Source organism: Nitrincola tibetensis (assembly GCF_003284585.1).
Classification (GTDB): Bacteria; Pseudomonadota; Gammaproteobacteria; order Pseudomonadales; family Balneatricaceae; genus Nitrincola; species Nitrincola tibetensis.
Genome location: NZ_QKRX01000021.1, coordinates 1 through 21,693, shown reverse-complemented (window position 1 = coordinate 21,693; position 21,693 = coordinate 1). Strand labels below are relative to the sequence as shown.

The following is a 21,693-nucleotide window of genomic DNA, read 5'->3' as shown; positions in this document are numbered from 1 at the left end:
GTCTCGTCATTTTGTTTCTTTTGTCAAAAAAATGGCGTTTCTAGCTCAATTTAGACGATTAGTGCGTTTTTATATTATATGGTTTAATTTTTTGGTCATTTTGTTGACGGTTGGGTGTTGTGGATAGAGGTGTGTTTGTACAAAACGTAAAACGAATCGGGCATGGGAATATTGGTATTCCTTTGTTGCTATTGGTTATCTTGGCCATGGTAACGCTGCCTATTCCGCCTTTTTTGTTGGATGTTTTTTTTACATTCAATATAGCCTTGTCGATTGTCGTCTTGTTGGTGTGTATCTACGCCTTACGCCCACTGGATTTCGCCGTTTTTCCAACCATTTTGTTAGCTGCGACACTGATGCGTTTGGCACTGAATGTGGCCTCTACACGAGTTGTGCTTTTGAATGGTCATGAAGGTGGAGCTGCCGCTGGTCAGGTTATTTTAGCCTTTGGTGAGGTGGTTGTTGGCGGTAATTATGTTGTGGGTATCGCGGTTTTCATGATTTTGGTTATTATTAACTTTGTAGTGGTAACGAAAGGTGCGGGCCGTATTTCAGAAGTCAGCGCTCGATTCACTTTGGATGCAATGCCCGGTAAGCAAATGGCAATTGATGCGGACGTGAACGCAGGTTTAATTTCGCAGGATGAGGCTCGCGAGCGTCGACAAGAAGTTACAAGAGAGGCGGATTTTTACGGGTCTATGGATGGTGCGTCAAAATTTGTTCGAGGGGATGCGGTTGCTGGTATTTTGATTTTAGTGATCAACCTGCTGGGCGGCTTAGGGATAGGTATGCTTCAGCATGGTTTGGATTTTGATACGGCGATGAAAAACTATTCCCTGTTGACGATTGGGGATGGGCTTGTTGCGCAATTGCCTTCTTTGCTTTTGTCAACGGCGGCCGCTGTAATGGTGACACGTGCTAACTCATCTGAAGCGATGGGAAGTCAGGTTTTTACACAAATGTTTGCATCACCAAGGGCGTTGTTTGTTGCGTCCGGTGTGATTTTTGTGATGGGTATTGTCCCAGGGATGCCTCACTTTGCGTTTATCTCCCTAGCGGCTGTAGCAGCGGGCATTGCTTATATGATTCACAGTCGGCAAGTTAAGCAAAATGAATTTCAGCAGGCTGAAGCAGACTTGCCAGATGCAGTTATTGCAGAAGAGGAACAGCGTGATCTGAACTGGGATGACGTGATGCCCGTTGATATGGTCGGCCTAGAGGTTGGTTATCGCCTGATTCCTATGGTCGATAAAATGCAGGGTGGGCAGTTACTCGGTCGTATTAAAGGGGTGAGGAAAAAGTTATCCCAGGATTTAGGGTTTTTGGTGCCATCTGTTCATATACGAGATAATCTTGACTTAATGCCAGGTGCTTATCGAATTACGTTGATGGGTGTTATTTCTGGTGAAGGAGAGGTTTATCCTGATCGAGAGTTGGCGATTAATCCTGGTCAGGTGTTCGGTAGTTTGAAGGGTGTTGCCGTCAAAGATCCGGCGTTTGGTTTAGATGCTGTCTGGATTGAGAAAGGCCATAAGGAGCATGCGCAAACATTAGGTTATACTGTTGTTGATGCAAGTACGGTTGTCGCAACGCATTTGAACCAGATTTTGCAGAATAATGCACACAATTTAATGGGTCATGAGGAAGTGCAACAGCTTTTGGATATGTTGACTAAAACTTGCCCTAAATTGGTTGAAGAATTAGTACCCAAAAAGCTTTCAGTCAGTGTATTGTTAAAAGTATTGCAAAATTTATTAATGGAGCAGGTGTCGCTTAAGGATTTCAGGTCGGTGGCTGAAGCCCTAGCTGAAGCCGTTGATCGAACGCAGGATCCTTTGGCGTTAACGGCAGCGGTCCGGGTGGCTTTGTCACGCCTAATTGTTCAAGGAATCAACGGCTCAGATCAAGAGTTACCAGTGATTACGTTGGAGCCCAGTTTAGAGCAAATGCTGTTAGGTTCAATGCAGCAGGGGCAGCCATCAGATGAAACTTTAGTGTTGGAGCCGGGTATGGCTGAGCGTTTGCAAACCTCACTTGGGCGTGCCGCTCAGCAACAGGAGATGATGGGTAAGCCGTCAGTTTTATTGGTTGCGGCACCCGTAAGGCCTTTAATGGCAAGATTTGTTCGATATGGTGAGCACCAAATACATGTGCTTTCTTATCAAGAAATACCTGAAAGTAAACGGGTGACCATTGTTGCAACGGTGGGTGGGAATTCGTAATGTGGATGAACGAGCGCAGTTTCGGTAAGGATCAACTATGAAAGTGAAACGTATTTTTGCTCCTGATATGCGGCAAGCCATGAGACGTGTCAGGGAAGAAATTGGAGCGGATGCGGTCATTATATCTAATCATCGAGTCGCTGGTGGTGTTGAAGTGGTTGCTGCCCGTGAAGAAGACTATGAGCAAGCACAAGCGGAAATGTTGCGCTCAAAATCCAAAGCGCCTAAAGAAGAGGTGGTGGTTGCGCCACGCGCTCAGTCACGTCGCTCAGATCCCGATTTGGCTGAAGAGCTAAAACGAGTAGAACGAAAAATATCTGAAGCGCGCCGTGTGGCAGAACAGCCAATTCCTGTGCTCGATCATACACAAAACAAGCAGATTGATGATGAAGATGACGAGGATCTAAGGTTTATTTTGAGTTCTCTGAAAACTCAAGATGATGCACGATCACGGGCAGTGCCAAAGGATTCCTTTGCGTCTAGTGATTGGTCGGATGTGCCGCAGCCAGCAGCAAAGTCAGTACGTCAGCCTCCACAAGAGGATGATTTGATCCGAGTCATGCAACAAGAAATCCATCAGCTTCGCTCCATGATGCAAGAGCAGATAGGGCGAATACAAGAGCCGCCTGTTCGTCCTAAACCTGCGTCCTACCAGCATCCCGCATCTGTTATTCGTGTGACTGAATCACGTTTTCAGCAAATGGGTTTAAGTGCTCGATTAATTCAGCAGTTGGTGTCTTCTATTGAGTCAGAATTGTCTGAAGAGGATGCTTGGCGTAATGCATTAGGTCGCTTTGCAGATGCAATACCTGTTATTGGTGAGGAATTTATAGAACGTGGCGGTATGATTGCCTTTGTTGGGGCTACTGGCGTTGGTAAAACGACGACAATTGGTAAGTTGGCTGCTCGCTATGTGTTGCAGCACGGGAGTTCCAGTTTAGCTTTGGTGACAACCGACTGCTTTAGGATCGCCGCACATGAACAGCTTAAAACCTTTGGCCGTATTTTAGATGTCCCGGTGCGTGTTGTAGATGAGAACCATAGTTTGGAAGAAGTGCTGTTATCCTTGCGGGGTAAACGTTTAGTTCTAATCGATACAGCAGGAATGAATACGCGTGATTTGATGGGTAAAACACAGATGGATATGTTTTCATCTGTTTCAATGCGAATTAAAAAACTATTGGTGTTTTCGTGTTCGAGCCAAAGACAATTGTTGCGTAGTACCTATGATATATATAAAGAGCTTAATCTTAATGCATGCGTATTGACGAAAATGGATGAGTCCGGCAGTGTGGGGGAGGCGTTGAGTCTCGTGGTTGAAAAACAATTGCCAATAGCCTACGTGACGGATGGTCAAAAGATTCCCGATGATTTGATTGTGGCGCAAAGAAGAGATCTCGTGAGCCGAGCGGTGGTTGTTTCACAGCGGCACTCATCTGATGATGAGTCTCAACCTGTCTTTCGAGCAGGCTAGTAAGGGCATCATATGAAGCAAGCTCATCCAGTAAAAGTCATTGCAGTTACAGGTGGAAAAGGAGGTGTTGGAAAAACCAATGTCTCGGTTAATCTATCCACGGCCCTCAGTGATATGGGGCGAAGGGTTGTATTGATGGATGCGGATTTGGGGCTTGCGAATGTTGATGTTTTATTAGGTTTGCGGCCAAAGAGAACCATCGCTGACGTGTTGGATGGTCATACGACTCTAGCGGATGTGTTGGTGCGTGTTGATGATAATATGTGGATTGTGCCAGCGTCTTCTGGTACTCAAGAAATGACCACTCTTTCTGAACATCAGCATGCAGAATTAATTTATGCGTTTAATGATATTGCCGACTCCATGGATATATTGATCATTGATACGGCGGCAGGAATCTCTGAGTCGGTGGTTAGTTTTGTCAGAGCCTCTCAGGAAGTGTTGGTGGTGGTGTGTGATGAGCCGACTTCAATTACGGATGCCTATGCGCTTATAAAAATGCTGAATCGTGATCACGGGATGACGCGCTTCAGGATTCTCGCTAATATGGTCCATTCAGATACAGAGGGGCGGCATATGTTTAATAAAATTCTTACCGTAACTGACCGCTTTCTGGATGTAACCCTTCAATATGTTGGGTCAATACCTTATGATGAGTCAGTACGAAAAGCGGTTCAAAAACAAACGCCTGTTGTTAAAGCTTTTCCAAACAGTAAATCATCGCTTGCCTTTCGACAGTTGGCTGTCAAAGTGGACAGTTGGCCTGTTTTAAAAAGCCCAAGAGGACATCTTGAGTTTTTTGTCGAACGATTGGTTCAGCGAATTTAAATACAACATCAGACGAAGAAGCTGCATGTATAATCAGCTCCAATTTACGCCTAGCCACGAACTGGTTGAACAATATGCTCCTCTTGTGAAGCGGATAGCCCAACATTTGATGGCGCGCTTACCTGCGAGTGTCCAGCTGGATGATCTTATACAATCAGGAATGATTGGTTTACTTGAAGCTGCGTCAAAATACGATATGAGTAAAGGTGCAAGCTTTGAGACTTATGCTGGTATCCGTATTCGAGGCGCAATCATCGATGAGGTTAGACGAGGCGATTGGACGCCTAGGTCTGTACATCGAAACGGTCGTCGTGTGGCAGAGGCTATGCGTCAGGTAGAGTCACGTGAAGGGCGAGATGCTTCGGATCGAGAAGTGGCAGATGAGCTGGGTATATCGCTTTCTGAGTACCACGGATTATTACAAGACTCCATGGAGGCGCGCTTATTCAGTGTTGATGAGCTGACGGATGAGTCTGATGAAGGGGCTGTCTTGCAGTTTGAAGGGGATGAATTAAGCCCATCAGATGCTGTGAGTCAGGATGCCTTTCGAAGTGCTTTGGTTGCAGCGATAGGAGACTTGCCAGAAAAAGAGCGCCTTGTTTTGGCTTTATATTACGATGAAGAGCTAAATTTAAAAGAAATAGGTAGCATTCTTGGGGTTAGTGAGTCTAGAGTAAGTCAAATACACTCCCAAGCCGCCCTGAGGCTTAGAAGTCGTTTAAAAGGTTGGAATTAAGTAGTCGCTTTTGTTTGAGATATCGACAAACCGTGATTACTATAGATGATAGTGAATTATGTTTTTAGCGATCATAGCTGGGGGATAGTGTCTTGAAAAAAGACATCAAAATTCTTGTTGTAGATGATTTTTCTACCATGAGACGAATTATTAAAAATCTGTTGCGTGATCTCGGTTTTACCAATGTCGATGAGGCCGATGATGGTAGAACGGCATTGCCGATATTAAAACAAGGTCGAATTGAGTTCTTGATCACAGACTGGAACATGCCTGGCATGACAGGAATAGACCTTCTTAAAGAGGTTAGGTCCGATCCTGAATTGGCGCATATACCTGTTTTAATGGTGACTGCTGAAGCAAAACGTGAACAGATCATCGCTGCGGCGCAGGCGGGTGTGAATGGCTATGTCATTAAGCCTTTTACTGCAGTGGTATTGAAAGAGAAAATCGAAAAGATTTTCGAGCGCATTAGTTAGTCGCTTTTTTAGCCTGCTTACTACAAAAAGAGTTAGACAATGAATAGTCAAATTGCCAATTTAGAATATGAAGGACTCGAAGAGCTGTTAGGTCAAAAAGCCAGAGAGTTAGTTTTGGCAATTGATCAGGGTCAGTTGCACACCGCTATTGATTTGATTAATCAGCTCCAGCAAGCAAGACACCAAGTTTTTTATAATGAGGTAGGGCATCTGACCCGAGGACTTCATGAAGCAATCAAGTCATTTTCCAGTGATATTGGTGAAAAAATTGGCAGTAGGGATGTAGTCTCATCGGGTATGCCTACTATGTCGGATGCTTCTGATAGGCTGGCATATGTTATTGAATTAACTGATAAAAATTCTCATGAGACGATGGACCGCGTTGATAAATCTTTAACTCTAGTAGACCGTCTAGATCATCAATCAGAGCGTTTCAGAGATTTATTGTTGTTGGTGGGGCAGCTAGAGGGCGATTTTAAAGCCTTAGATGGTGTTTATGACCGAACATGCATGGTCAAAAATGAATCTGAAAAGACAGTCGCTGAGTTAAAGTCAGTACTGACAGAGATTTTAGTGTCGCAAAGTGTCCAAGATATTACAGGTCAACTTATTCGACGTGTTATCACATTAATGACCCAAGTTGAAACTCAACTCGTTAAACTAATGGAGATGGCGTCAAAGGTAGAGCGGCTGAGTGGTATGGATGTGTCAAAAAAAGTGGCGCGTGAAAGTAAAGTAGCTGAGGATCAGATTAAAGCACAAGGTCCTCAATTAAAAAATAAAGAAGCTAACGCAGTGTCTAATCAGGATGATGTCGACGATCTGTTGTCAAGCCTAGGCTTTTGAATAGGGGATGTCTATGAGTTTGGATGTCGATCAGGAAATACTAGAAGATTTCCTCGTTGAAGCAGGTGAGATTCTAGAACAGTTGTCTGAACAGCTCGTCGATCTTGAGCAAAGGCCAGATGATCGTGATTTGCTTAATGCTATATTCAGAGGTTTTCATACTGTAAAAGGTGGTGCTGGTTTTCTTCAGCTTGACCCAATGGTTGACTGCTGTCATCAGGCAGAAAATTTGTTTGATTTGCTCCGAAACGGTGAAATTAAACTAACTGCAGCGCTTATGGATGTGGTCTTGCAATCCTTAGATGCCGTCAACGTAATGTTTGACAATGTTCGTAACGGTGAGGCACCTCAGCCTGCTTCAAATGCGCTCCTTGCTCGTTTGAAGGCTTTTGTCTCTGGTGAGGTAGAGGATTCTGCTGAGCCTATCGCTGCTCCTAAATCGACTTCTACAGCTCGGCCCTCGCCTTCTTCTGCCAAAGTGGAAAAGCCCCAGTCGGCTGTGTTGAATCCGAACTCTCCAAATGATGAATTTGACTTGTTGTTGGGGGATGTGACTGGACCATCTAAGTCTTCTTCCGAAGCAAAAGTATATGACACAGAAGAAGATTTGATTACCGAAAGTGAGTTTGAAGCGCTTCTTGATGAGCTCCATGGTTCAGGAGGTGCTCCAGGTAAGCTTACGGACTCTGTTGCAGCGACGAGTTCTGATGAAGAAATAACTGAAGATGAATTTGAAGCGCTACTCAATGACCTGCAAGCCAAAGGTGAAGGTGCGTTTGCATATGTTGCTCCAGCTCCATCCGCCCCTACAGCAAAAGCTTCATCTGACTTAGATGCCTATATCAAAGATGACTATTCCTCTATGTCGTCGGGACCCTCTGAAGATATAGTGTCAACCAAAACATCGGTTTCAGTGCCATCACCCGTTGCTCAGGCTAAGGTTGTTCAAGAGAGTAACGTGCGCGTTGATACGGCGTTACTTGATAAAATAATGAACATGGTGGGTGAACTGGTTCTTGTCAGAAATCGCTTGGTTCGATTAGGCGGTGCTGGTGATGATGAGGAGATGTCTAAAGCGTTAGGTACTTTGGACATGGTCACAGCTGATTTACAGACATCTGTAATGAAAACACGGATGCAGCCTGTTAAAAAGGTTTTTGGACGCTTTCCTCGTTTAATTCGAGATTTATCGAGAAGTTTGAAAAAAGAAATTCGCCTTGAGTTGCGAGGTGAAGAGACTGACCTAGATAAAAACTTGGTTGAAGCTCTAGCTGATCCATTGATTCACTTAGTCCGCAACTCAGTTGATCACGGTATTGAGTCGCCCGAAGATCGTGAAATGATGGGTAAGCCAAGAGAAGGGCATGTTTTACTTTCTGCAGAGCAAGAGGGTGATCATATTCTGCTAATCATTCGTGATGATGGTGCGGGTATGGACGCAGAGAAATTGCGTCGTTTGGCCGTCTCTAGGGGGATGCTTGACCCTGAAGCCGCTGCACGTTTGACCGATCACGAATGTTTTAATTTGATATTCCAAGCGGGCTTCTCGACAAAATCTGAAATTTCAGATATTTCAGGTCGAGGCGTCGGTATGGATGTCGTCAAAACCAAAATTACTCAGCTGAACGGGACGCTGGCAATTGACTCTGTCCTTGGACAAGGTACCCAGATAGCTATTCAAGTTCCATTAACGCTTGCGATTATGCCGACCTTGATGGTGACTTTGGAAGAGCAAGCGTTTGCACTGCCCTTGGTGAATGTAAACGAAATTTATAATTTAGATTTAACCAAAACAAACATCGTTGATGGTCAGCAAGTTATCATTGTTCGTGACCGTGCGTTGCCATTATTCCACTTGAAGCGTTGGTTGGTGAAAGGGCATGAAGTGGCGGACTTGCCAGAACAGGGGCATGTTGTGATCGTTTCAGTCGGCACGACTCGAGTTGGCTTTGTTGTCGATCAGTTGGTAGGGCAAGAGGAAGTGGTCATTAAACCCTTGGGTTCCATTTTACATGGAACGCAAGGGTTATCAGGTGCAACGATTACAGGTGACGGACGAATAGCACTCATTATCGATATTCCAAATCTTTTGAAACGCTATGCAGAATAGTTGGTTTAGCTCTGTTGAGTGGGTGATTCCTGTATGGCGGTGAAAGTGCTGATCGTTGATGATTCCAGTTTTTTTCGTAACCGGATAGAAGAAACACTTAGTAGTGATCCGCGAATTAAAATTGTTGGAACTGCAGTAAATGGTAATGAGGCAGTAGAGAAAGCAGCGCGTCTGCGGCCGGATCTAATTACGATGGACGTCGAAATGCCTAAAATGAATGGTATTGAGGCGGTAAGGCAAATCATGCAAGTGGCACCAACAAATGTGTTGATGCTGTCATCCCTGACCCATGAAGGGGCTAGGGTGACTTTGCGTGCTTTAGAGGCTGGAGCTGTTGATTATTTACCTAAAGATATCCGCGCTTGGATGGATCGGTCTAGCGATTTGCGCAAAGAGTTAATTGATCGGGTTGTTGCATTAGGGACTTCTCGCAACTTTAATACGAATACAGCTTTTGGCCGAAATCCATCTACGAGTGGTTCGTCGACAACGATGGTATTTCGACCAGAGCCTTCAACTTCATCAGTTGTTTCGGCACGTGATACTGAAGTGAAAAGTGCACTGGAAACGAGGCGCCAATACATTCCTAGGACATCCTTAGCTCAAGATCAATCGGTAACAGGATTGTCAGCTCGTCAAGACGCGTCTTCTAAGGTGCTTAACACTCGTGTTGCCAAACCAGCTAGGCTTCCTGATTGTCGCTTGGTTGTAATTGGAGCTTCTACAGGTGGCCCTGCTGCACTGCAAGCAATTCTTACGCGTATTCCATCAAACTTTCCACACCCTATTTTGCTTATTCAGCACATGCCCTCTACCTTTACCAAGGTGTTTGCGGAAAGATTGAATCAGCAGTGCTCTATTGAAGTCAGAGAGGCTGTCGATGGAGATCGTATGAGGCCAGGTCTTGCTTTGCTTTGCCCTGGTGGAATGCAGTTGATGATAGATCCGCGCCAGATTGATAAGTTGAAAATTATTCCAGGTGATGAGCGCTTGACGTATAAGCCCAGTGTTGATTTTACTTATGCATCTGCTGCAAGGCTTTATCAAAACAAAGTGTTAGGGATTATTTTGACGGGTATGGGAGCTGATGGCTGTGAAGGTGCTCGTCGTCTTAAAGAGGCGGGCTCTGTAATGTGGGCTCAGAGTAAAGAAACTTGTACCATTTACGGTATGCCACAGGCCGTTGTTAATGCTGGCTTGGCAGATGCAGTTTTGGATTTAAATGATATTGGTGATCTCCTGTCTGCTCCCGATGGCAAAAAGTAGACCGTTAACAGGAAAGAAATATGCAGGTTTGGGCGGTTGCGAATCAAAAAGGCGGTGTTGGTAAAACAACAACAGTTGTGTCTATTGCTGGTCTCTTGTCAGAGGTTGGTTATAGGGTTTTAATGGTGGATCTTGATCCTCACGGTTCACTGACAAGCTATTTTAGATTTGATCCTGACGAGATAGAGCTGAGTGCTTATGATCTGTTTGAACGGCCGGATTTAACGTCTGTTCAAGTTAATTCATTGATTGTTAAAACTAGCAACGAGAACATTGATTTATTGCCTGCCTCTACAGCCTTGGCAACGCTAGAGCGCAAAGCGGTAGGCAAAGAAGGATTGGGCTTGCAAGTTGCAAAGGCGTTGCGATTTTTAAAAGATAGATATGATTATGTCATTATCGATAGCCCTCCTGTTCTAGGAGTTTTGATGGTTAATGCACTTGCTGCTTGTAACCATCTTATCATTCCTGTTCAGACTGAGTTTCTTGCGTTAAAAGGACTTGAGCGTATGATTAGAACGATTGATATGATCAATCGAGCTCGGAAAGCAAAGTTGAATTACACAATACTGCCCACATTCTACGATAGACGCACTCAGGCATCGGTTAGCAGCCTCAGAGAGTTGCATAATTTGTATGGCGACAAAGTGTCTGGAGCTGTAGTTCCGGTTGATACTAAATTCAGAAATGCGAGTATCAAAGGCGTCGTACCATCAACATTGGACTCTGGAAGTCGTGGTGTTCATGCATATGCTCGATTGCTACGAAACCTATTAGAACATCGTAAGGGGGCGTAATGGCAGATCAGAAGCAAGTGGTATATGAGTACTTGGAAGCCCTTTTGCTAGATGTAGATGAACTCGATAACGAAGACAATATGGCTGAGCTAGACGAAGCGGGTGATTTAAAAAAAGCAGAAAAAGCCTTGCCTGTACCTGAACAAGCTGATTATTCTTCTGCTGAAGAGCCAGAGCCAGAGCCAGAGCCAGAGCCAGAGCCAGAGCCAGAGCCAGAGCCAGAGGAAGAGCCAGAGCCAGAGCCAGAGCCAGAGCCAGAGCCAGAGCCAGAGCCAGAGCCAGAGCCAGAGCCAGAGCCAGAGCCAGAGCCAGAGCCAGAGCCAGAGCCAGAGCCAGAGCCAGAGCCAGAGCCAGAGCCAGAGCCAGAGCCAGAGCCAGAGCCAGAGCCAGAGCCAGAGCCAGAGCCAGAGCCAGAGCCAGAGCCAGAGCCAGAGCCAGAGCCAGAGCCAGAGCCAGAGCCAGAGCCAGAGCCAGAGCCAGAGCCAGAGCCAGAGCCAGAGCCAGAGCCAGAGCCAGAGCCAGAGCCAGAGCCAGAGCCAGAGCCAGAGCCAGAGCCAGAGCCAGAGCCAGAGCCAGAGCCAGAGCCAGAGCCAGAGCCAGAGCCAGAGCCAGAGCCAGAGCCAGAGCCAGAGCCAGAGCCAGAGCCAGAGCCAGAGCCAGAGCCAGAGCCAGAGCCAGAGCCAGAGCCAGAGCCAGAGCCAGAGCCAGAGCCAGAGCCAGAGCCAGAGCCAGAGCCAGAGCCAGAGCCAGAGCCAGAGCCAGAGCCAGAGCCAGAGCCAGAGCCAGAGCCAGAGCCAGAGCCAGAGCCAGAGCCAGAGCCAGAGCCAGAGCCAGAGCCAGAGCCAGAGCCAGAGCCAGAGCCAGAGCCAGAGCCAGAGCCAGAGCCAGAGCCAGAGCCAGAGCTAATTGAAAATTCTATTGGGGCAAGTGCTATGGCGGATAGTGAAAGTGTGGTCTCGTCACCGAAAAAAGCCGCGCATGATGATCTCCATTGTCTTTTAATAGATGTTCATGGCTTAAAATTAGCGGTCCCATTTGATTTTGTGGAAGGTGCTTCCGAAATTCGTGATCTAACGTTAAGTATGGATTCGAGACAAGACTGGATTTTAGGTCGGTATGGTGATGTGTATCAGCAAACGATTGTGGTGGACACAGGTGTATGGGTTATTCCAAATACATACAACGTAGATGATGCTGCATATACAGATATTGTTGTTTTAAAGGGAAGAGGATGGGCCCTGGCTTGCAACTCAATTATTGAGTCTATTCATATACCTTTGAATAGCCTGAATATTAATAAAGATAAAACGCATAGAGCTTGGTTATATGCAACTTGCCTTGAAAAGCGCTGTGCTGTTTTAGATATACAACAATTGTTGGATGAGTTTGGGGTGATGATTGTCTGATGACGCAGTTCGCGGGAGGTGCGTATGCTTGGGTTATATTGGTGAGTATAGCTTTCTTAGCTATAGTTGCTATTGCCCTTTCATTTCTCGCACTAATTCGTGTTAGGCGGCAAGAGCAGAGGCATCAGCTCTTATTAAAAGTTTTACGTAATGAAATTCAAGGCGCAACGGGCAGCTCGATTGGCTTAGGTAAGCGTTTGGTTGCTGTAGAGCGTAAGTTAAATATTACCGCTGAAAAACAAATCGAGTTAGAAAATAGAGACCCAGGCGTGCTTGCTTACAACCAAGCTGCAAGACTCATGGAAATGGGTGCAGGTGTTGAAGACTTGGTGCGTTCTTGCGGCATAGGCCGTCCAGAAGCGGAGCTCATGGCGTTATTGCATCGAGAGTTGCAAGATGACAAGTCAATCTCACATAAACACTAGTCCTACCATGAACAGTTATGTTAATCGCTGTTCAGTGTCAGCTTCATCACGTATAATTGCCAACCTTTTATCCTTTATCGACCTTAGTTTTAAGTGAGGAAATGATCATGGCTTTACAACGTACTCTGTCCATTATTAAACCTGATGCAGTTGCAAAAAATGTGATTGGTGAAATCGAAACTCGTTTCGAAAAAGCAGGTCTAAAAATTGTTGCGCTGCAAATGAAAACGCTCTCTAAAGAAGAAGCAGAAGGTTTTTATGCAGAGCATAAAGAGCGTCCATTCTTTGCCGATCTTGTTGCGTTTATGACATCAGGTCCTGTTGTCGTTCAGGTTTTGGAAGGTGAAAATGCTGTTCTTCTTAATCGTGACTTGATGGGAGCAACAAACCCTAAAGAAGCAGCAGAAGGAACTATTCGTCGTGATTTCGCTTCATCAATTGATGCGAATGCAGTTCATGGTTCAGACTCTGAAGCTTCTGCTGCACGAGAAATTGCGTATTTCTTTGGTGGCTAAGTAACCATCGATTTCATGGGTCGGCTACGCATGTCGACCCATATTTTATTGAACAATCAGGTAAGCCGTATGCAAACTCCAACTAAAGTCAATCTACTTGGCTTATCCCCATCAAAACTAGAAGCTTTTTTCGATGAGCTAGGCGAAAAACGCTTTCGTGCAACTCAGGTTCTGAAATGGCTTCATCAGAGAGGGGCGAGTAGCTTTGATGAAATGACCAATCTCAGTAAATCCTTAAGAGAAAAGTTGGAGAGTGTTGCCGATATTCGTGAGCCTGAAATAGTTGTTGAGAAGTTCTCGACCGACGGTACTCGCAAGTGGGTCATTCGTATGGATGGTGGCTCAAGTATTGAAATGGTTTTGATACCTGAGGGCTCGCGGAAAACACTTTGTGTTTCTTCTCAAGTTGGATGTGCCTTGGATTGTAGTTTTTGTTCAACGGGAAAGCAGGGCTTTAACCGCAACCTGTCTACCGCGGAAATTATCGCTCAGTTACGTGTAGCGATTCGTTCTTTTGGCCCTTTTGATCCATCTGATGAACGCCGTGTTACGAATGTTGTTTTCATGGGGATGGGGGAGCCTTTACTTAACTTTGATAACGTACTTGATGCAACACAATTGATGATGGATGATAACGCCTATGGCTTATCTAAAAGAAGAGTTACATTGAGTACAGCAGGTGTTGTGCCAGCTATGCATAGGCTTGCAGGGCTTAGTGATGTCTCACTTGCCGTTTCGTTACATGCACCTAATGATGACTTACGGAGCCAGCTAGTGCCCGTCAATAGCCGTTATCCAATTCGTGAATTAGTAGATGCTTGTAATAATTATTTAAAGCATTTGAATGATAAGCGTGTTATTACAGTAGAATATACGTTGTTAAAAGGTGTAAATGATCAAATAGAGCATGCTCAACAGTTGATAAAAGTCTTACGCAAATTTCCTTGTAAACTGAATTTGATTCCGTTTAACCCGTTTCCAGGATCGGGTTACGAAAAGCCGAATGAGCAGGCGATATTACAGTTTAAGCAGATCATTGTTAACGCGGGAATTATTACAACTGTTCGAAAAACGCGTGGGGATGATGTAGATGCTGCATGCGGGCAGTTGGTAGGACAGGTTGATGATAGAACTCGGCGTAGCCAAAAATATATAAGCGTGGTACAACAGTCATCGTGATGAATGGATAATACATAAGGAGTAGAGGGTGAAGGTTAGGTTTGCGTTAGTCATACTGATTTTTTTTAGTTTTGCTGGATGTGTATCACAGACAGTTAGGCAGGATGCGACCTCTTCACCAGATGCTGCTTTGCAAGCCTATACGCAGCTGGGCTTGCAATATTTACAAGCTGGCGATACCAATAATGCCAAGCAGTCATTGCAAAGAGCAATTGCGATTAATGAACGCTATGCTCCAGCCCATAATGCAATGGGGTTGGTCTTTCAATATGAGCGTGAAAATAAACTAGCAGAAGAGTACTTTAAGCGATCCACTCAACTTGATCCCGATAATTCAATGCACCGAAACAACTACGGTGCCTTTTTGTTTTCTCAGCAGCGTTACCCAGAGGCATGTGTTGAGTTGCAAAAAGCGGCAGATGATCCCTTCTACTCTGCACGTGCTCAAGCATTTGAAAATCTAGGTCGTTGCTATCGTATGATAGGGCGTCTCAGTCATGCGGAAGAAGCATTTAAGCGGGCGTTAGAGTTAAATCGTTCAAGACCCTTCGCTCAAATAGAATTAGCGGATTTGCTACTGGACAATGGAAATCTTCCAGAAGCGATGCAATGGTTTGACCGTTTTCGACAAATGGTTGACAATCGAAGTGCACAGCACTCTCCTCGAAGTTTATGGGTGGGTGTGAGAATTGCACGGGCAGAGCGTAACCCTAGTCAGGCTGCAACCTTTGGTTTGCTGTTAAGAAATTTATACCCTGATTCTGAGGAATATAGGCTATTTAGGGAGTCGGTGAATTGAGTACAGGCGACCATAATCAAGATTATCGGTCGGAAAATGGATTTCCCGGACATGAACTAAGAATGGAACGCGAGTCAAAGCATTTGACGTTGAGTCAGGTCGCGACTGATTTGCACTTAATGCCTAAAGTGATTACCGCTATTGAGTCATCTAAGCCACAAACCTTTCACAACCCCGTGTTTATGAGAGGGTATATTCGTAATTATGCAAATTACTTAGGTTTGGATGCAAAAAAATATACGGTTGCATTTGAGCGGCTTGGAACTGTTAATTTATCACCTCCAGTGATTAAGTCGACCAATAGCGTCAAACAAAGAGACCCTTTTAAGGTGCCTTTTGCAAGAGGCGTCACTTGGCTGTTTGTCTTGACAATGCTGGGTGTTGTAGTTTGGTGGTCTAAAGAGCAATACCGAGTTGTACCATCTGATGCATCAAGCCTTTCGACTACTGGAGTCGCAGACATTGCTAGTGAGAGTGAGCGCCTGATTGATGAAGGTTTTTTGGAGCCTGATGCTTTGATTGCGGATTCATCCACTTCTTTTAATGCAGAAGATTCAGCTGCTAGTGAGTCTGTGTTAGACCTGCTAGTAGAAGATGAAACTGAGTTGGAGCCAGCGTTAGAAGAAGTAGTGGAAGTCTTGCCTGTTGTATTTGATGGCTTAGAAATGAATTTTACGAATGAGTGTTGGGTTCAAGTGCGAGATGCCAGTGGAAGAACAATTTACTCCGCAGTTGCAAATAGCGGTGATCAAGTGCAGGTTGCTGGATCTGAGCCTTTGTCTGTTATTATCGGCCGCGTTGATGCAGTTGGAAGTGCTCTATATAAAGGTACAACTATTGATGTTTCATCACTAACAAGCACTAATGTTGCGCGTTTTACATTACCTTTAAACCCTTAAAAGAAAAAGTAATAGCAGGATTATAGTTTGTCAAAGATTAAAGCAATTCGGGGGATGAATGATATTCTCCCTGAAAAGACCCCTGTGTGGCAGTTTTTAGAAAATTCAGTTCGTGATGTTTTAGCAGGGTATGGTTATCGAGAGATTAGAACTCCGATTGTTGAGCAAACCGATCTTTTTAAACGATCAATTGGCGAAGTTACTGATATCGTTGAAAAAGAAATGTATACCTTTGCCGATAGAAATGACGAGAGTCTAACTCTGCGCCCAGAAGGAACAGCAAGTTGCGTGCGTGCGTGCGAGGAGCACGGTTTGCTTTACAATCAGGTTCAGAGGCTGTGGTACGCAGGACCTATGTTTCGCTACGAGAGGCCACAAAAAGGCCGATATAGGCAGTTTCATCAAATAGGTGTTGAAACCTTTGGTATGTCGGGCCCAGATATCGATGCCGAACTAATTCTCCTAAGCGCACGTCTTTGGAAGAAATTAGGGATTGATGGCGCTGTGACGCTTGAAATTAATACATTAGGGAGTTCGGAGTCTCGGCAGAGGTTTAAAGATGATTTAGTGTGTTATCTAACGACACGTAAAGAGGATTTAGACCCAGACAGTCAGCGTCGTCTAACAAGTAATCCTCTCAGAATTTTAGACAGTAAATCAGCGCAAACACAGCTTATCTTAAATGAAGCACCGAATTTCCACGATTATCTTGATGATGAATCTGTGTCACATTTTGAAAGCTTGAAAGTTTTACTTGAAAGCGCGGGTGTGAATTTTCGAGTGAACTCGAGGCTTGTTAGAGGGCTCGATTATTACAGCAAAACAGTATTTGAATGGGTAACTGATGCGCTTGGTGCTCAGGGAACTGTGTGCGCTGGTGGTCGTTACGATGGTTTAGTCGAGCAATTGGGCGGTAAAGCGACTCCAGCTGTTGGTTTTGCAATGGGGGTGGAGCGCTTAATTCTATTAATTGAGTCTGTATCCAAGCTGCCAGAAGCTCTTTATCAGCAGGCAGATATTTATATCCTTCCGCTTAGTGCAACTTTGGACGTGAAACAAAAAATACTTTGTTTAGCCGAAACCTTGAGGAGTGAGACAGATCTTAAGGTTATGCTTGGCTGCGGAGATGGAAGCTTAAAGAGCCATCTAAAGAAAGCAGACAGTAGCGGTGCGCGCGTGGCACTCCTTGTTGGGCAGGCAGAACTCGAAAATGATACGGTTCAGGTAAAGTTCTTACGTGAAACTATTGATCAGCAAGAAATCAGCGTAAAGGATCTGACGGATTCTTTTCTAACAAAATTTTGAGGTTTTAGGAGTTAATCAGGTGGCTGAACTGCGAACTGAAGAAGAGCAACTGGATGCACTAAAGAATTGGTGGAAAGAAAACGGTAAAGCGTTGATGCTAGGTGTTGGTGCTGCTGTTGTCATTGTTGTGGGTTGGCAGGGTTGGCAGTCACGTCAAGCCACCAATGCTGCACAGGCTTCGATTCTATATCAAAGCCTGATCGAATCAGTGGTTGTTGATTTGGATGAAGGCAGGGCGCAAACCAGTGAAACCGTTCAGCATTTAGGAGAGCGATTAAAAGCTGAGCACCCTAAAACGACCTATGCTCAATATGCGGCATTAATTCTGGCAAGAGCATCTGTACAGTCAAATAACAATGAAGCCGCTTTAGCAGAGCTTGATTGGGTATTAGCGAACAGCAAAGAGGATGACATCAAGCGGGTAGCAACTCTTCGCAAGGCAAAAATTTTACTGGGTGAACAAAAAGCGGAAGAAGCCCTGTCTTTAATGGATTCCATCGAGCCTGCGAGCTTTTCAGTTGTTTATCACGAATTGCGTGGTGATGCATACTTCTTGCAAGAGGATATAGAGGCTGCGCGTCGTGAATATGACCTTGCCCTCGCTGCCAATACTGGTGACGCGAGGCCTATTTTGCAAATGAAGCGTGATGATTTGGGTTCTGGGAGCGGCTCATGAAAAACCTCTTCAGATGTCCTGTCTTGATGACTCTCTTTGTTTTGCTCGGAGGTTGCGGTTTCTGGGGTAAAAGTGATGAGGTCAAACCGTCTCCACTTCCAGACATTGTGTCTGAGAATAGAGTTACCGTGCTTTGGACTGCAAGTGTGGGTGATGGTCCTGGCAAGCGCTTTCATGAAATGACCGTTTCTGTTGATGGAGACAGAATCTTTTCGGCGGATCACAGGGGATTAGTCGCTTCCTTTGATCGTAGGACTGGTCAGAGGGTTTGGTCAGTTAACTTAAAAGAGCCAATTGTAGGCGGTGTGGGAGCTGGGCATGGTCATGTGATCGTTAACTTGCGATCAGGTGAAATAGTCTCTTTAAGTGCAGAAAATGGTTCAGAGCTATGGCGTTATCAATTAACGTCGGAAGCAACAGCGCAGGTGCAGATTAATCCAGCAATTGTTGTCGTTCAAACTGTGAATGGTCGGATAACTGCATTGGATCGAGTTACAGGTACTCATCGTTGGACATATGATGCCCAAGTGCCATCTTTATCGCTCAGAGGCACAGGGGCTCCACTTCTAACTTCAGATGTAACGATCGCTGGCTTTTCAAACGGAAAATTAGTCGCTCTGAATAATGAGAGCGGTCTTTTTTTCTGGGAAACTCGCATTGCAGACGGAACTGGCCGTTCTGAGTTGGAGCGAATGGCAGATATTAAGGGCAGACCCCTTATTTTGAACAATACGCTATATGTCGCTGCTTATCAGGGGCAGATTAGATCTATCAATCCGTTTAATCTCCAAGTTTTTTGGGGGCATGATGTGTCAACCTACAGAAGCTTAGCGACTGGGTTTGGCAATATCTATCTTGTGAACGATAGAGATGCAGTCTTGGCTATGGATGCTGCGAGTGGTGCTAGTGTATGGACGCAAAGAGATCTATCATTAAGGCGTCTGTCAGCTCCTGCTACAATTGGTAACGCAGTTGTTGTTGGTGATGCCGAAGGTTACCTGCATTTTATGTCACAGGTAGATGGCCGTTTTGTGGCTCGCCACAAAGTTGACTCGTCAGGTGTGACGGGCGATATGCTGGTGCGGGACAATGTTCTCTATGTATTAACAAATGCTGGACGGTTAGCTGCTATTCAGCTGAACTAATGAATTTAATATCCAGAAGCGGCTGTCTGTTGTATACAGTCGGCCGTTTTTGGTTTTGGGAAAAACTATGCTTCCGGTAATTGCGCTTGTTGGGCGTCCTAATGTTGGTAAATCAACGCTGTTTAATCGATTAACGCGCTCAAGGGATGCGCTTGTGGCTGATCTACCGGGTTTGACTCGTGATCGTAAGTATGGGCAAGGACAGCATGACGAATGTAGCTATATTGTTATTGATACAGGCGGCATCACGGGTGATGAGGCGGGTATTGATAAAGCAATGGCTCAGCAATCTCTCTACGCGATAGAAGAGGCAGATGTTGTGCTCTTTATTGTCGATGGTAGATCGGGATTGAATCAAGCAGATGAATTGATTGCTGATCACTTACGTCGAAGTAATAAACCATTTAGATTGGTTGTTAATAAAACTGATGGCATAGATGAAAATGTGGCGATGGCCGATTTCTATGGCTTGGGTGTAGGGCAGCCGCTCCCGATAGCTGCTTCACATGGTCGCGGTGTTTCGCAGTTGATGGAGCTAGTGCTTGAGCCCTTCGCTGTAGCGAACATTGAAGACGAAGCCGAAAAAGAAGATTACAAAGATACAATAAGAATTGCAATTATTGGTCGCCCTAACGTCGGAAAATCAACGCTCGTTAATCGAATGCTAGGTGAGGAGCGTGTTGTTGTCTTTGATCAGGCAGGTACAACGCGTGACAGTATTTACATTCCGTATGAGCGTGAAAATAAGAAATACACACTTATTGATACTGCAGGTGTTAGGCGGCGCAAACACATTACTGAGGCAGTTGAGAAATTCTCAATTGTGAAAACGCTCCAAGCCATACGTGACTCCAATGTGGTAGTGATGGTTATTGATGCCACTGAAGGTGTTACAGAGCAAGACCTACATATGCTTGGGTTTATTATCGACTCTGGTCGTGCATTAGTCGTTGCTTTAAATAAATGGGATGGAATGACGTCGGATCATAAAGAGAAAGTACGGGAGCAAATTAGACGTCGACTTGAGTTTGTAGCCTTTGCTCGAATGCATTTTATCTCAGCCAAGCATGGGACAGGTGTTGGTGATCTATATGGCTCAATTCATGAAGCTTTTGATTCTGCGATGGCGAAGTGGACAACAAACAAGCTAACACGCTTGCTTGAAGATATTGTTGCTGATCATCAGCCGCCCTCGGTTCATACTCATCGGATTAAGTTGCGCTACGCTCATCAGGGTGGCTCCAATCCACCTATTATTGTTGTTCACGGAAATCAAACAGACTCGCTTCCAATATCTTATAAGCGTTACTTGGAAAATCGATTTGTAAAGTTGCTTAAGATTCGTGGCACACCTATGAGGTTTGAATTTAAAACGGGCGATAATCCTTTTGCAGGCAAACGTAACCTTTTGACAGCAAGACAAAAAGCGAAAAAAGAGCGCAATAAAGAACATATCAAGGCGCTTAAAAAGCAAGCCAAGAAGCGGTCCGATAAACGTGGTAAATAATAATGTTGAAATGAGCAAATCTATAGGTTTGTTCGACTCGGGTGTTGGAGGGTTGACTGTTCTTAACGAGGTTAGGAGGTGTTTGCCTAATGAAAACTTAGTTTACTTAGGCGATACTGCTCGAGTCCCTTATGGGACTAAGAGTGTTGCTTCTATCTCTAAGTATGCAGAGCAGGCTGTAAGGGCGCTGGAATCGTATGATATAAAAGCGCTCGTTATTGCTTGCAACACCGCTTCAGCAGCGGCGTTAGAGGCTCTAAGCAAATCTCGTCCTGATTTACCGATTATCGGTGTGATTGATCCAGGTGCACAAGCGGCTGTTAAGGTTAGTCAAAACTGTAATATTGGTGTCATTGCAACTGAAAGCACTATTAGTAACCAAGCGTATCAAAAAGCAATTCTATCTATTCGGCCAAATGCATCAATAAAAGCAGCGGCGTGCTCACTATTTGTGGCACTCGCTGAAGAGGGTTGGCATGAAGGCGAATTGGTCGAAGCGATTGTTAAAAAATCACTAACGGATTTGTTTGCTAAGTCCTCCGAGCTGGATTGTGTTGATACACTTGTTTTGGGGTGCACGCATTTCCCTGCATTAAGGAGTGCCATTCAAAACGTAGTAGGTCCGACAGTTAAGTTGGTCGACTCGGCAACGACAACGGCCGAGGTACTGTGTCATACGCTCGACCGACTTGGTTTGTTAAATCGTGCATCTCAGGTTGGAAATGTGAGCTTCTTGGTAACGGATGGGCCCGAGCGTTTTGCACGAGTCGCCAAAAATTTCTATTCAGAACCAATTACGCCAGAAGACGTTTCATTGGTCGATATACAGCATTTCGGCTTCTAAGTTACAAATAAAAATAAAAAGTCATAAATAAATTGAAAAAAGATGTTGACGGCAAAGTAAAGTCTAATTAATATACGCACCTCGCTTGAGACAACGGCCCAATACACCGGGTCACTTAAGCCGCTCTTTAAAAAATTAATCAGGTAATGCGTGTGGGCGCTTGTTCAGGTTAGGCATTAAAGCTTAATCAAAAACAAGCAACCTATATGTGAATTCATTTAGATGTACGTTTTTGAGC

20 protein-coding genes are annotated in these 21,693 nt (G+C 44.9%); all 20 read left to right on the top strand.

From position 1 onward, the window contains the following. Window positions 1-131 precede the first annotated feature (131 nt). A complete protein-coding gene (flhA, locus tag DN062_RS17475; RefSeq protein WP_239995834.1) occupies window positions 132-2,222 on the top strand; it encodes a flagellar biosynthesis protein FlhA in 2,091 nt (696 codons plus the stop codon). A gap of 37 nt (window positions 2,223-2,259) precedes the next feature. Then, the gene (gene flhF / locus DN062_RS17470; RefSeq protein ID WP_112160585.1) at window positions 2,260-3,696 is read left to right on the top strand and encodes a flagellar biosynthesis GTPase FlhF; all 1,437 of its coding nucleotides are present in this window, start codon (window positions 2,260-2,262) and stop codon (window positions 3,694-3,696) included. A 12-nt stretch (window positions 3,697-3,708) separates the two neighbouring features. After that, window positions 3,709-4,524, top strand: a complete 816-nt coding sequence (locus DN062_RS17465; protein ID WP_112160584.1) for a MinD/ParA family protein — start codon at window positions 3,709-3,711, stop codon at window positions 4,522-4,524. Window positions 4,525-4,549: 25 nt separating this feature from the next. Next, entirely contained in the window at window positions 4,550-5,260 is a 711-nt protein-coding gene (locus DN062_RS17460) for an RNA polymerase sigma factor FliA (RefSeq protein WP_112160583.1), read from the top strand. A gap of 92 nt (window positions 5,261-5,352) precedes the next feature. Beyond that, a complete protein-coding gene (gene cheY, locus DN062_RS17455; protein WP_112160582.1) occupies window positions 5,353-5,736 on the top strand; it encodes a chemotaxis response regulator CheY in 384 nt (127 codons plus the stop codon). A 39-nt stretch (window positions 5,737-5,775) separates the two neighbouring features. Then, window positions 5,776-6,582 carry a protein phosphatase CheZ gene (locus tag DN062_RS17450; RefSeq protein WP_112160581.1) on the top strand — a complete coding sequence of 269 codons (807 nt, stop codon included), beginning with the start codon at window positions 5,776-5,778 and terminating at the stop codon, window positions 6,580-6,582. A 13-nt stretch (window positions 6,583-6,595) separates the two neighbouring features. Continuing rightward, window positions 6,596-8,692: a chemotaxis protein CheA gene (locus tag DN062_RS17445; RefSeq protein ID WP_112160580.1), complete on the top strand. Its 2,097-nt coding sequence runs from the start codon at window positions 6,596-6,598 to the stop codon at window positions 8,690-8,692. 33 nt (window positions 8,693-8,725) lie between these two features. Beyond that, the gene (locus DN062_RS17440) at window positions 8,726-9,958 is read left to right on the top strand and encodes a protein-glutamate methylesterase/protein-glutamine glutaminase (RefSeq protein WP_112160579.1); all 1,233 of its coding nucleotides are present in this window, start codon (window positions 8,726-8,728) and stop codon (window positions 9,956-9,958) included. A 20-nt stretch (window positions 9,959-9,978) separates the two neighbouring features. Further along, on the top strand, window positions 9,979-10,755 hold the full coding sequence (locus DN062_RS17435; RefSeq protein ID WP_112160578.1) for a ParA family protein: 777 nt from the start codon (window positions 9,979-9,981) through the stop codon (window positions 10,753-10,755). Continuing rightward, the gene (locus DN062_RS18680; RefSeq protein ID WP_193483911.1) at window positions 10,755-12,161 is read left to right on the top strand and encodes a hypothetical protein; all 1,407 of its coding nucleotides are present in this window, start codon (window positions 10,755-10,757) and stop codon (window positions 12,159-12,161) included. The genes DN062_RS17435 and DN062_RS18680 overlap by 1 nt, the downstream gene beginning before the upstream one ends. Then, window positions 12,161-12,586: a DUF2802 domain-containing protein gene (locus DN062_RS17425; RefSeq protein ID WP_112160577.1), complete on the top strand. Its 426-nt coding sequence runs from the start codon at window positions 12,161-12,163 to the stop codon at window positions 12,584-12,586. Before DN062_RS18680 ends, DN062_RS17425 begins: the two co-directional genes overlap by 1 nt. A 107-nt stretch (window positions 12,587-12,693) precedes the next feature. Beyond that, window positions 12,694-13,101 (top strand): nucleoside-diphosphate kinase, encoded by a 408-nt coding sequence (ndk, locus tag DN062_RS17420; protein ID WP_112160576.1) that lies wholly within the window; start codon window positions 12,694-12,696, stop codon window positions 13,099-13,101. Between the two features lie 69 nt (window positions 13,102-13,170). Beyond that, window positions 13,171-14,280: a dual-specificity RNA methyltransferase RlmN gene (gene rlmN, locus DN062_RS17415; RefSeq protein WP_112160575.1), complete on the top strand. Its 1,110-nt coding sequence runs from the start codon at window positions 13,171-13,173 to the stop codon at window positions 14,278-14,280. A gap of 28 nt (window positions 14,281-14,308) precedes the next feature. Next, entirely contained in the window at window positions 14,309-15,079 is a 771-nt protein-coding gene (gene pilW, locus DN062_RS17410; protein ID WP_112160574.1) for a type IV pilus biogenesis/stability protein PilW, read from the top strand. A gap of 62 nt (window positions 15,080-15,141) precedes the next feature. Next, window positions 15,142-15,978 carry a RodZ domain-containing protein gene (locus DN062_RS17405; protein ID WP_112160573.1) on the top strand — a complete coding sequence of 279 codons (837 nt, stop codon included), beginning with the start codon at window positions 15,142-15,144 and terminating at the stop codon, window positions 15,976-15,978. A 54-nt stretch (window positions 15,979-16,032) separates the two neighbouring features. Next, window positions 16,033-17,283: a histidine--tRNA ligase gene (gene hisS / locus DN062_RS17400; protein ID WP_205126769.1), complete on the top strand. Its 1,251-nt coding sequence runs from the start codon at window positions 16,033-16,035 to the stop codon at window positions 17,281-17,283. Between the two features lie 19 nt (window positions 17,284-17,302). Beyond that, window positions 17,303-17,959: a YfgM family protein gene (locus DN062_RS17395; protein WP_112160571.1), complete on the top strand. Its 657-nt coding sequence runs from the start codon at window positions 17,303-17,305 to the stop codon at window positions 17,957-17,959. Then, a complete protein-coding gene (gene bamB / locus DN062_RS17390) occupies window positions 17,956-19,104 on the top strand; it encodes an outer membrane protein assembly factor BamB (protein ID WP_112160570.1) in 1,149 nt (382 codons plus the stop codon). Before DN062_RS17395 ends, bamB begins: the two co-directional genes overlap by 4 nt. 67 nt (window positions 19,105-19,171) lie before the next feature. Beyond that, window positions 19,172-20,611, top strand: a complete 1,440-nt coding sequence (gene der, locus DN062_RS17385; RefSeq protein WP_112160569.1) for a ribosome biogenesis GTPase Der — start codon at window positions 19,172-19,174, stop codon at window positions 20,609-20,611. Between the two features lie 10 nt (window positions 20,612-20,621). Continuing rightward, window positions 20,622-21,455: a glutamate racemase gene (gene murI, locus DN062_RS17380; RefSeq protein ID WP_112160608.1), complete on the top strand. Its 834-nt coding sequence runs from the start codon at window positions 20,622-20,624 to the stop codon at window positions 21,453-21,455. Window positions 21,456-21,693: the final 238 nt, after the last annotated feature.

Bases quoted from the DNA above. Each gene is read 5' to 3' on its own strand.
- flhF (WP_112160585.1), top strand. From the start codon at position 2,260: ATGAAAGTGAAACGTATTTTTGCTCCTGATATGCGGCAAGCCATGAGA.
- DN062_RS17465 (WP_112160584.1), top strand. From the start codon at position 3,709: ATGAAGCAAGCTCATCCAGTAAAAGTCATTGCAGTTACAGGTGGAAAA.
- DN062_RS17460 (WP_112160583.1), top strand. From the start codon at position 4,550: ATGTATAATCAGCTCCAATTTACGCCTAGCCACGAACTGGTTGAACAA.
- DN062_RS17450 (WP_112160581.1), top strand. From the start codon at position 5,776: ATGAATAGTCAAATTGCCAATTTAGAATATGAAGGACTCGAAGAGCTG.
- DN062_RS17445 (WP_112160580.1), top strand. From the start codon at position 6,596: ATGAGTTTGGATGTCGATCAGGAAATACTAGAAGATTTCCTCGTTGAA.
- DN062_RS17440 (WP_112160579.1), top strand. From the start codon at position 8,726: ATGGCGGTGAAAGTGCTGATCGTTGATGATTCCAGTTTTTTTCGTAAC.
- DN062_RS17435 (WP_112160578.1), top strand. From the start codon at position 9,979: ATGCAGGTTTGGGCGGTTGCGAATCAAAAAGGCGGTGTTGGTAAAACA.
- DN062_RS18680 (WP_193483911.1), top strand. From the start codon at position 10,755: ATGGCAGATCAGAAGCAAGTGGTATATGAGTACTTGGAAGCCCTTTTG.
- DN062_RS17425 (WP_112160577.1), top strand. From the start codon at position 12,161: ATGACGCAGTTCGCGGGAGGTGCGTATGCTTGGGTTATATTGGTGAGT.
- ndk (WP_112160576.1), top strand. From the start codon at position 12,694: ATGGCTTTACAACGTACTCTGTCCATTATTAAACCTGATGCAGTTGCA.
- rlmN (WP_112160575.1), top strand. From the start codon at position 13,171: ATGCAAACTCCAACTAAAGTCAATCTACTTGGCTTATCCCCATCAAAA.
- DN062_RS17405 (WP_112160573.1), top strand. From the start codon at position 15,142: ATGGAACGCGAGTCAAAGCATTTGACGTTGAGTCAGGTCGCGACTGAT.
- hisS (WP_205126769.1), top strand. From the start codon at position 16,033: ATGAATGATATTCTCCCTGAAAAGACCCCTGTGTGGCAGTTTTTAGAA.
- bamB (WP_112160570.1), top strand. From the start codon at position 17,956: ATGAAAAACCTCTTCAGATGTCCTGTCTTGATGACTCTCTTTGTTTTG.
- der (WP_112160569.1), top strand. From the start codon at position 19,172: ATGCTTCCGGTAATTGCGCTTGTTGGGCGTCCTAATGTTGGTAAATCA.
- murI (WP_112160608.1), top strand. From the start codon at position 20,622: ATGAGCAAATCTATAGGTTTGTTCGACTCGGGTGTTGGAGGGTTGACT.